Origin of the sequence: Nocardioides aquaticus (genome assembly GCF_018459925.1) — a bacterium.
In the GTDB taxonomy this organism is placed as follows: domain Bacteria; phylum Actinomycetota; class Actinomycetes; order Propionibacteriales; family Nocardioidaceae; genus Nocardioides; species Nocardioides aquaticus.
Window position 1 is genome coordinate 1072765 of record NZ_CP075371.1, and the last position, 9083, is coordinate 1081847.

At 71.7% G+C, this 9083-nt stretch carries 11 protein-coding genes; 8 read left to right on the forward strand and 3 right to left on the reverse strand.

Annotated features, from left to right (window positions below):
• Positions 1 to 53 precede the first annotated feature (53 nt).
• The 8 genes from ENKNEFLB_RS05270 to rplQ all read left to right on the forward strand — a co-directional run bounded on the left by ENKNEFLB_RS05270 (position 54) and on the right by rplQ (position 5293).
• Positions 54 to 1118, forward strand: coding sequence for an LLM class flavin-dependent oxidoreductase (locus ENKNEFLB_RS05270; protein ID WP_214058230.1), 1065 nt, complete (start codon positions 54 to 56; stop codon positions 1116 to 1118).
• Between the two features lie 300 nt (positions 1119 to 1418).
• The gene (infA, locus tag ENKNEFLB_RS05275; RefSeq protein ID WP_160005425.1) at positions 1419 to 1640 is read left to right on the forward strand and encodes a translation initiation factor IF-1; all 222 of its coding nucleotides are present in this window, start codon (positions 1419 to 1421) and stop codon (positions 1638 to 1640) included.
• A 26-nt stretch (positions 1641 to 1666) separates the two neighbouring features.
• Complete coding sequence (gene rpmJ / locus ENKNEFLB_RS05280) at positions 1667 to 1780, forward strand: 50S ribosomal protein L36 (protein ID WP_214058231.1); 114 nt, start codon at positions 1667 to 1669, stop codon at positions 1778 to 1780.
• A gap of 165 nt (positions 1781 to 1945) precedes the next feature.
• Positions 1946 to 2320, forward strand: coding sequence for a 30S ribosomal protein S13 (rpsM, locus tag ENKNEFLB_RS05285; protein WP_160005429.1), 375 nt, complete (start codon positions 1946 to 1948; stop codon positions 2318 to 2320).
• Between the two features lie 62 nt (positions 2321 to 2382).
• On the forward strand, positions 2383 to 2787 hold the full coding sequence (gene rpsK, locus ENKNEFLB_RS05290; protein WP_214058232.1) for a 30S ribosomal protein S11: 405 nt from the start codon (positions 2383 to 2385) through the stop codon (positions 2785 to 2787).
• A gap of 29 nt (positions 2788 to 2816) precedes the next feature.
• Complete coding sequence (gene rpsD / locus ENKNEFLB_RS05295) at positions 2817 to 3425, forward strand: 30S ribosomal protein S4 (protein ID WP_160005433.1); 609 nt, start codon at positions 2817 to 2819, stop codon at positions 3423 to 3425.
• Positions 3426 to 3574: 149 nt separating this feature from the next.
• Positions 3575 to 4588: a DNA-directed RNA polymerase subunit alpha gene (locus ENKNEFLB_RS05300; protein ID WP_214058233.1), complete on the forward strand. Its 1014-nt coding sequence runs from the start codon at positions 3575 to 3577 to the stop codon at positions 4586 to 4588.
• 81 nt (positions 4589 to 4669) lie between these two features.
• Complete coding sequence (rplQ, locus tag ENKNEFLB_RS05305; protein ID WP_214058234.1) at positions 4670 to 5293, forward strand: 50S ribosomal protein L17; 624 nt, start codon at positions 4670 to 4672, stop codon at positions 5291 to 5293.
• A gap of 28 nt (positions 5294 to 5321) precedes the next feature.
• Here rplQ and ENKNEFLB_RS05310 read toward each other — a convergent pair whose 3' ends face one another.
• The 3 genes from ENKNEFLB_RS05310 to ENKNEFLB_RS05320 form a co-directional block, all read right to left on the reverse strand.
• Positions 5322 to 6149, reverse strand: coding sequence for a ketopantoate reductase family protein (locus ENKNEFLB_RS05310; protein WP_214058235.1), 828 nt, complete (start codon positions 6147 to 6149; stop codon positions 5322 to 5324).
• On the reverse strand, positions 6083 to 6466 hold the full coding sequence (locus tag ENKNEFLB_RS23105) for a 2-dehydropantoate 2-reductase N-terminal domain-containing protein (RefSeq protein WP_214058236.1): 384 nt from the start codon (positions 6464 to 6466) through the stop codon (positions 6083 to 6085). Before ENKNEFLB_RS23105 ends, ENKNEFLB_RS05310 begins: the two co-directional genes overlap by 67 nt.
• A 94-nt stretch (positions 6467 to 6560) precedes the next feature.
• Positions 6561 to 8972 (reverse strand): DUF2786 domain-containing protein, encoded by a 2412-nt coding sequence (locus ENKNEFLB_RS05320; protein WP_214058237.1) that lies wholly within the window; start codon positions 8970 to 8972, stop codon positions 6561 to 6563.
• Between the last annotated feature and the right edge of the window lie 111 nt (positions 8973 to 9083).

Consider the following 9083-nt stretch of genomic DNA (forward strand, 5'->3'; position numbering starts at 1 on the left):
CGCGGTCGCGGCGGCCGGGAATCCACCGGCCGCCGCGGTGGTTGTGCCTGACGATGACCTCCACCGCGCAGCCCACCCTGTCCGTGCTCGACCTCGTGCCGGTGCGCACCGACCAGTCCACCGGTGACGCGCTGTCGTCCTCGCGCGACCTGGCCCGGGTGGCCGACGCGGCCGGCTACCACCGCTACTGGGTGGCCGAGCACCACAACATGCCGTCGGTGGCCGCGACCAACCCGCCGCTGCTGATCGCGATGCTCGCCGCCGCCACCGAGCGGATCCGGGTCGGTTCGGGCGGCGTGATGCTGCCCAACCACGCCCCGCTCGTGGTGGCCGAGCAGTTCGCGCTCCTCGAGGCGGCGCACCCCGGCCGGATCGACCTCGGCATCGGTCGTGCCCCCGGCACCGACCCGGTGACGGCCTACGCCCTGCGCCACGGCGCCGGTGGCGTCACCGACGAGGCCGTCTCGCGCTTCCCGCAGTACGTCGACGACGTGCGGGCGATGATGGCGCCCGAGGGCGTCGGCGTCTCGGTCGGCGGGCGGTCCTCGAGCCTGCGCGCCACGCCGCAGGCGCGCACCGTCCCGCAGCTGTGGCTGCTGGGCTCCTCGGACTACTCCGCCCGGCTCGCGGCCGAGCGCGGGCTCCCGTACGTCTTCGCGCACCACTTCGCCGGCCAGGGGACCACCGAGGCGCTCGAGCTCTACCGCGAGGGCTTCCGTGCCGATCCCGACGCCTCGCCCGAGCACCAGGTGCCGCGCACCTTCCTGACCGTCAACGTGTGCGTGGCCCCCGACCAGGACGAGGCCGAGCTGCTCGCCCTGCCCCAGCTGCTGGCGATGCTGGCCCTGCGCACCGGGGGCACGCTGCGCCCGCAGCTGCTGGTCGAGGAGGCCGAGAAGGAGGTCGCCACGCTGCCGCCCGCGCACGCCGACCTGCTGGCCGGGATGCGGAAGCGCTGGGTCGTCGGCACGCCGGACCGGGTCCGCGACGGCCTGGCCGAGCTCGCCGTGGCCCACGGCGTCGACGAGGTGATGGTCCACCCGGTGACCGGCGAGCACGTCGGCACCGACCCCGCCACGTCACCGCGCCGCGAGGACACCCTCCGCCTCCTCGGCTGACCGGGCCGGCACGGTAGGTTGTGACCAGTCGGCCGGCCGCTCAGGTGGATTCGTGTTTCCCCGCGGTTTCGGCCTAGACTGGCGTGTCGGCCCAACGTGGGTCTGCGTCGTGGCGCCAAGCGGCTGCTCGCGATCGTCGTCGTCCAGCTCTTCGGGGCTGTCCGCCGTCGTGCGCGGGTCGTGGTGCCCGTCCGGCCCGACGAGGTCCACCGGTCCTGCTGGCGCCATCGCCAGAACCACAGGACCGGGTGGTTCCCGGGCGCGACGGTAGACGCGAACCGACGAGCAGATTGTGAGGACATGCCGAAGAAAGAAGGCGTGATCGAGATCGAGGGCACCGTCTCCGAGGCTCTGCCGAACGCCATGTTCCGCGTGGAGCTCAGCAACGGGCACAAGGTCCTCGCCCACATCAGCGGCAAGATGCGACAGCACTACATCCGGATCCTCCCCGAGGACCGTGTGGTGGTGGAGCTGTCCCCGTACGACCTCACCCGAGGTCGGATCGTCTACCGGTACAAGTAACCCGCCGCACACGAGAAAGGGCCGCCATGAAGGTCCAGCCCAGCGTCAAGCGCATCTGTGACAAGTGCCAGGTGGTCCGCCGCCACGGCCGAGTCATGGTCATCTGCGAGAACCCCCGCCACAAGCAGCGCCAGGGCTGACCCACCCGGGTCAGCACGACAGCACCACCACAACGTGACCGCTAGGTCGCCCGCCCCCCGGGGAGAGCGACCGACCACCTCCGGAGCAACGGCCGGAGCCCGGACACCCGCCCGGGACGCGCCACGACCGACACCGTCGCGAACAACCGAAGGGAACGCCACCTGATGGCACGCCTCGTCGGAGTCGACCTCCCGCGCGACAAGCGCATCGAGATCGCTCTCACCTACATCTACGGCATCGGCCGTACCTCCGCCCAGCAGCTCCTCGCCGTGACCGGCGTCAGCCCGGACACGCGCGTGCACGAGCTCGGGGACGACGAGCTGGTCCAGCTCCGCGACGCGATCGAGGCCAACTTCAAGACCGAGGGTGACCTCCGTCGCGAGGTCCAGGCCGACATCCGCCGCAAGATCGAGATCGGCAGCTACCAGGGCCGCCGCCACCGCCAGGGCCTGCCCGTGCGCGGCCAGCGGACCAAGACCAACGCGCGTACCCGCAAGGGCCCCAAGCGCACGGTCGCCGGCAAGAAGAAGGCCCGCTGACCCCCGGGTCGGCGACGCCGAGCTCGATCACCCAGACCAGCTAGTTCCAGGAGAGAAGGCACATGCCCCCCAAGGCACGCGCTGCGGGCGCCAAGAAGGTGCGCCGCAAGGAGAAGAAGAACGTCGCTCAGGGCGAGGCCCACATCAAGAGCACGTTCAACAACACGATCGTCACGATCACCGACCCCGCCGGGGCGGTCATCTCGTGGGCCTCGGCCGGCACCGTCGGCTTCAAGGGCTCGCGCAAGTCGACGCCGTACGCCGCGCAGATGGCTGCGGAGGCCGCCGGCCGCCGCGCCCAGGAGCACGGCATGAAGAAGATCGACGTCTTCGTCAAGGGTCCGGGTTCGGGTCGCGAGACCGCGATCCGCTCGCTGGGTGCCATCGGCCTCGAGGTCGGCACCATCCAGGACGTCACGCCCACGCCCCACAACGGTTGCCGCCCGCCCAAGCGCCGGCGCGTCTGACCCCGAGACCGACAGGAGACTGAGGAACCATGGCTCGTTACACCGGCCCCATGACCAGGAAGTCGCGCCGTCTCGGTGTCGACCTCGTCGGAGGCGACGCCGCCTTCGAGAAGCGCCCCTACCCGCCCGGCATGCACGGCCGCGCGCGGATCAAGGAGAGCGAGTACCGCACGCAGCTGCAGGAGAAGCAGAAGGCCCGCTTCACCTACGGCGTGATGGAGAAGCAGTTCGTCAACTACTACGACGAGGCGTCGCGCCGCCAGGGCAAGACCGGCGACAACCTGCTCCAGATGCTCGAGTGCCGCCTCGACAACGTGGTCTACCGCGCCGGGTTCGCCCGCACGCGTCGCCACGCGCGTCAGCTCGTGGTGCACGGTCACTTCCTCGTGAACGGCCACAAGGTCGACATCCCGTCGTACCAGGTGACCGAGCACGACATCGTCGACGTCCGCGAGAAGTCGCTGGAGACCACGCCGTTCATCGTGGCGCGTGAGACCCACGGCGAGCGCGTCGTCCCGGCGTGGCTCGAGGTCATCCCGACCCGCATGCGCGTCCTCGTGCACCAGCGCCCGGTCCGGGCCCAGATCGACATCCCGGTCCAGGAGCAGCTCATCGTGGAGTTCTACTCCAAGAAGTAAACGGTCGGGGGCTCCGCCCCCGACTGCCCCCTCGGGGTCCGGGTCCGCCGTGCGGGCCCGGGCCCCGGGACCGGTTCACGCCACCGTTGCCACCTTCTTGAACATCTGGGCCCTTCATATAGCGGTCGGACCCGGAAAGGACTGATTCAGTGCTCATCGCACAGCGCCCCACCCTGTCGGAAGAGACCGTCGACGAGTTCCGTTCGCGGTTCGTCATCGAGCCGCTCGAGCCCGGCTTCGGCTACACCCTCGGCAACAGCCTCCGTCGCACCCTGCTCTCCTCGATCCCCGGCGCCTCGATCACCAGCATCAAGATCGACAGCGTGCTGCACGAGTTCTCGACCATCGAGGGGGTCAAGGAGGACGTCACCGAGATGATCCTGAACCTCAAGGGCCTCGTGGTCTCCTCCGAGCACGACGAGCCGGTCACCATGTACCTGCGCAAGTCGGGCTCCGGCGACGTCACCGCCGCCGACATCGCGCCGCCGGCCGGCGTCGAGGTCCACAACCCCGACCTGAAGATCGCCACGCTGTCCGACAAGGGCAAGCTGGAGATGGAGCTGGTCGTCGAGCGCGGCCGCGGCTACGTCTCGGCGGTCCAGAACAAGGGCGGCGACAACGAGATCGGCCGGATGCCGGTCGACTCGATCTACAGCCCCGTCATGAAGGTGACCTACAAGGTCGAGGCCACCCGAGTCGAGCAGCGCACCGACTTCGACAAGCTGGTCATCGACGTCGAGACCAAGCCCTCGATCCTGCCCCGCGACGCCATCGCGTCGGCCGGCAAGACGCTGGTGGAGCTCTTCGGCCTGGCCCGTGAGCTCAACGTCGAGGCCGAGGGCATCGACATCGGCCCGTCGCCGGTCGACGAGCAGCTCGCGGCCGACCTCGCCCTGCCGGTCGAGGACCTGCAGCTGACGGTCCGGTCCTACAACTGCCTCAAGCGCGAGGGCATCCACACCGTGGGTGAGCTCATCAGCCGCTCGGAGCAGGACCTGCTCGACATCCGCAACTTCGGTGCGAAGTCGATCGACGAGGTCAAGGCCAAGCTCGTCGAGATGGGCCTCTCGCTCAAGGACAGCGCGCCCGGTTTCGACCCGGCCACCGCGCTGGCGGCCTACGACGACGATGACGACGCCTTCGTCGAGGACGAGCAGTACTGATCACCCCGGGGGCGTCCGTCCCCGACCCGCACACCCCACTACCCGGGTACCTGACACGGCCCGGGAGGATCGAGAAGAACGATGCCCAAGCCCAAGAAGGGCGCCCGCTTCGGCGGCAGCCCGGCGCACCAGCGCCTGATCATGGCCAACCTGTCGACCGCGCTCTTCGAGCACGGCCGGATCACCACCACCGAGGCCAAGGCGCGCCACCTGCGCCCGATCGCGGAGAAGCTGATCACCAAGGCCAAGAAGGCGCACCTCGGCGAGAACCCGCTGCACCAGCGTCGTGAGGTCCTGCGGACCATCCACGACAAGGGTGTCGTGCACCTGCTCTTCACCGAGATCGCGCCGACCTTCGCCGAGCGTCCGGGTGGCTACACCCGGATCACCAAGATCGGCCCCCGCAAGGGCGACAACGCCCCCATGGCGGTCATCGAGCTGGTGACCGAGGCGTACAGCGCCACCCCGCGCGCGGCTACCTCGCGCCCGGCCGCCGCCGCCGCGCCCGCCGCGACGGAGTCCGAGGACACGACCGAGGCCCCGGCCGAGGACGCGCCCACGGCGATGACCGAGGAGACCACGCCCGACAGCACGGTCGCCGAGTCCGAGGAGCCGGCCGGCGACGGCCCGGCGGCTGAGGACTCCACCGCGGACTCCACCGAGGACGACGCTGCGGACAGCACCGAGGGCGACACCAAGGCCTGAGCCTGGTCGTCACCCGCCGAGGGCCCCGTCACCGAGAGGTGGCGGGGCCCTCGTCGTCCGTCACGAGGGCGTCGAGCACGGCCGCGGCGTCGACGCTCCGGGGCCGGCCCCCGGAGACCGCGAGCTGCCGGGTGAGGGCCTGGACGGCCGCGTTGACCGGGGTGGGGACGCCGTTCAGCCGCCCCAGCAGGACGATCTCGCCGGCGAGGTAGTCGATCTCGCTGGCCGTGCCGCGGGTCAGGCTCTGCCAGGTGGAGCCCCCGTCGCCGTCGCCGCCGACGTCGTCGCGGCGGCGGAGGTGGTCCCCCCGCCGCAGCCGGTCCTCCTCGGCGCTGACGCAGGGCAGGCCGAGCGCGTCGAAGAGTGTCTCGCCCTCCGCCTGCGCGCGACGTACGAGCTCCTCGGCGTCGTCACCGGGCACGACGGCCGCGTCGACACCGTTGCCGAGGTTCATCAGGAGCTTGCGCCGCTTCCACGCCACCACCTCGGCGCGCTCCTCGGACTCGAACCCGGCCCGGCGGAGATCGGCGGAGACCGCGGCGGTCACGCCGTCGGTGCCGTGCGGCACCCGACCGACGTCGAGCACCCCGGGGGCGGCCGCCGACTTCTCGACCACCAGCCCCGGCTCGAGGTGGGTGCAGGGGAGCATCACGCAGACGGCGTAGGTGCGGGGGAAGCGCCGCAGCACCTCGGGCTCGTTGGCCAGGCCGTTCTGCACGCACACGACGGGCGTCGCGGGCGGTGCGTGCGCGACCAGGTCCTCGAGCGCCGCAAGCGTCTGGTGGCTCTTCACGGCCAGCAGGACCACGGTGTCGTCGGTCCAGACGACGTCGGCGACCGCGCCGACGGCGGGCACGGCCACCGTACGGACGCCCCCGGCCGGTCCACCCGCAGCCCGTCCCGCTGGATCGCTTCCAAGTGCTCGCCCCGCGCCACCAGCGTGACGGCCCTCCCGGCGTCGTGAAGACGCGCGCCGACGACACCCCGACCGCCCCGGCCCCCAGCACCACGTACCTCACGCGCTCGAGGGTAGGCGGCCCTCCACCCGTCCGCGGGTCGTGGTCGAGGAGCGAGCGGCGAGGGCGGTGCTCGAGGAGCGAGCGCCGCGAGTGTCTCGAGACCTGGGCCGGTGGTCGACGTGTGCTCTGCACGCACCTGGTGCGTGCAGATCACCCATCGACGGGGCTGGGGTGGGCGTGCCGGTACCGCCGGTGGGCGTGCCCGGTCCGGCGGTACGGCTGCTGCTGGGGTGTCAGCGGTGGGTGGGTCAGAAGGGTGGGGTGTCGTTGCGGGGTGGAGGCTCGGCGGCGCCGTCCGGGTCGTCCGGTACCGGGGGCGGTGCCTGGTACGGGGTGGTGTCGGGTTGCTCGGGGAGCGGGTCGGGCGGTGGCCCGGGTGGGAGCACGTCGAGGGGGTGGGTCCCGGCGTGGGAACGCAGGTACCGCTGCCCGTCGGGGCTGGTCCACAGGTAGAGGCCGGGTCCGAGGACGTCGTAGTGCCATCCCATGTGGGTCTTCGCGCGGTGGTGCTGGCGGCAGGCGGGGGCGACGTTCCCTGTCTCGGTGAGCCCTTCGGGGTAGGGGATCACGTGGTCCATGTCGGAGTAGACCGCGGGGTTGGTGCACCAGGGGAACACGCACGTGGTGTCACGCAGCTGGGTCTGTTCGCGGAGCCGGTCGGAGCACTCGTAGGAGTCGCAATGGATGGACTCGGCCAGATCGATGACGGGCCGGATCGTGATCGAGGCGGCGGTGTGGGCCCACTGCCGGACCTGGGCGGTCGTGATCGGACCTGGGGCGGGGTGGCGGTTGTCCAGGCGGGAGAGCTGGGCCCCGCTGGTGGGGCTGGTGGTGCAGAACAGGGGGTTGAAGACGGCGCCGGGGATGTGGGCGTACAGCACCAGGTGCTTGCCGGTCGCCGGTGTCGCCCCCCCGGCGCTGGTCCCGGTGTCGGCGTTGTCGTCGGACAGGATCTGTTCGCCGAGGGCGAGGGAGCCGAGGGCTTGGGAGCGGCGGACGTCCAAGGAGTCGGTGGATCCGTCGGCGGCGAGGGTCTTCGCCCGGTCGCTGACGGCTGTTTCGAGGGCGATCGCGTCGGCGAGGTCGAGGCCGGCGTCGAGCTGCACGGTGCCATCGACGTGCTCACTCAGCCCGATGCGGCAGTACCTGCCGTCAGCGGCTGCGCGGCGTTTCTCCTCGGCCGCTTCGGGGTCCCACCGCATCAGGGCTTCGTCGGTGATCCGGGTCAGCTGGGCGTAGGAGAGGGAGTGGGCGAAGGGGGCGACGAGTCGGTCGACCTCGGCGGCGCCGTCCTCGCACAGGCTCATGGTCTTCTCCGCGACCTGGCGTGCCCGCCACACCGGACACGCCCCGGAGAGGACGCGTTCCCACAACCTGGGCAGCCGGTAGCGCAGCTCCAACGTCACAGCGACCTGGTTGGCACCGGACCGGGTGGAGACACCGAGGACGGCGGACAGCTCGATGACGGCGGACTCGCGGACCAGCGGGCACCCGACCCCGCCCAGGGCGAGGCCGTGGTCGCCGTACCCGGCGATCCACATCGCCTCATCATCGGTGAGTGCCTCGTTGATGACGCACCACTCCACGATCGACTGCAGGACCGCGACGTCGGCTGCGGCCTGCACGGCCTTGGCGTTCTTGACCACCGCGAGTGCCTCGACCCGGGTGGTCTCGCGTTGGGTGTCGAGTGCGTGGACCCATTCCCAGAACGAGGGGTCGGGTGACATCACGGCCTCCACCTGCACGTCAACGTCGAGCGTCGGGTCGGGCCCGGTGCTGTCGTCGTCGGCGGTGGTGGTCATGCATCTAGTATAGTCGAACACGCGTTCGAACGCTAGCTGGATCTGGGGGTTGTGGAGGGGGTCTCGAGACGGTCGCTGGCGCTCCCTCCTCGACCACCGGCCAGGGCGGCGCCTACGCCGGGGGAGGGGGCGGCGGGTGCCGCCCAGGCGCGTGCCGCCGAGGTCGGCCCGCTGTCCGGCGGCGAAGCCCTGGCCGGCGCCGCCGCCGGAGAGCTGGCGGGAGCGGGCGGTGCGAGCGTGCGGGTAGGCCTGGCCGGCGGCGTCCAGCACCTCGAGGGTGCGGTCCGCCAGGACGAGGGCGGTCGACCCGCCGGCGGCCCCGCGCTGCTCGGCGGAGGCCTGCGCCGCCTCCTCGGCCTGGAGGAGCCGGCGGGACACGGCGGCGGTGAACCCCGCCAACCAGCTGCGGCGGAAGGCGGCCGGGTGGTCCCACGACGGCACCGGGGTGGCCAGCATCCGGGTCGAGGCCTGCAGCAGCAGGCTGGTGAAGAGCACCTCGGCCCGCTCGAGGTCGCTGCGGTGCCCGAAGACGTGGAGGGTCCAGCCGGAGCCGTCCGCGTCCCGGCTGCGGAGCCGGACGACCTGGCAGCGCAACCGCATCGCCACCGTGCCGAGCAGGTCGGCCTTGTCGGCGGCGTAGGGCGCGTCCAGCGGGATGCGACGGTCCTCGACCGGGTCGGTGCCGGGGTCGGCGACGGCGAGCAGGGCGGCGTCGATGCCGTAGGACGCCACCAGCGCCGCGGCCTTCGCCGTGTACGTCTCGGCCTCGGCCTCGGTGGCCGCCGGGTCCTCGGCCTTCGCCAGCAGCTTGCGGACCTTCGCCAGCATCGCGGCGTGCGCCGCGCCCGTCCCGCTCATCGGTTCTCCTGACCTCGCCGGTGGTGCCCTCGATCCCGCGAGCGCCAGCATGCGGCATCGGGCCGACACCCCGCGGGCCCCCTCCACAGGCGACCCGGCGCGCACCGGCGT

Excerpts from the sequence above, each read along its gene's own strand:
- ENKNEFLB_RS05270 (WP_214058230.1), top strand. The coding sequence starts at position 54 with ATGACCTCCACCGCGCAGCCCACCCTGTCCGTGCTCGACCTCGTGCCG.
- infA (WP_160005425.1), top strand. The coding sequence starts at position 1,419 with ATGCCGAAGAAAGAAGGCGTGATCGAGATCGAGGGCACCGTCTCCGAG.
- rpmJ (WP_214058231.1), top strand. The coding sequence starts at position 1,667 with ATGAAGGTCCAGCCCAGCGTCAAGCGCATCTGTGACAAGTGCCAGGTG.
- rpsM (WP_160005429.1), top strand. The coding sequence starts at position 1,946 with ATGGCACGCCTCGTCGGAGTCGACCTCCCGCGCGACAAGCGCATCGAG.
- rpsK (WP_214058232.1), top strand. The coding sequence starts at position 2,383 with ATGCCCCCCAAGGCACGCGCTGCGGGCGCCAAGAAGGTGCGCCGCAAG.
- rpsD (WP_160005433.1), top strand. The coding sequence starts at position 2,817 with ATGGCTCGTTACACCGGCCCCATGACCAGGAAGTCGCGCCGTCTCGGT.
- rplQ (WP_214058234.1), top strand. The coding sequence starts at position 4,670 with ATGCCCAAGCCCAAGAAGGGCGCCCGCTTCGGCGGCAGCCCGGCGCAC.
- ENKNEFLB_RS05320 (WP_214058237.1), bottom strand. The coding sequence starts at position 8,972 with ATGAGCGGGACGGGCGCGGCGCACGCCGCGATGCTGGCGAAGGTCCGC.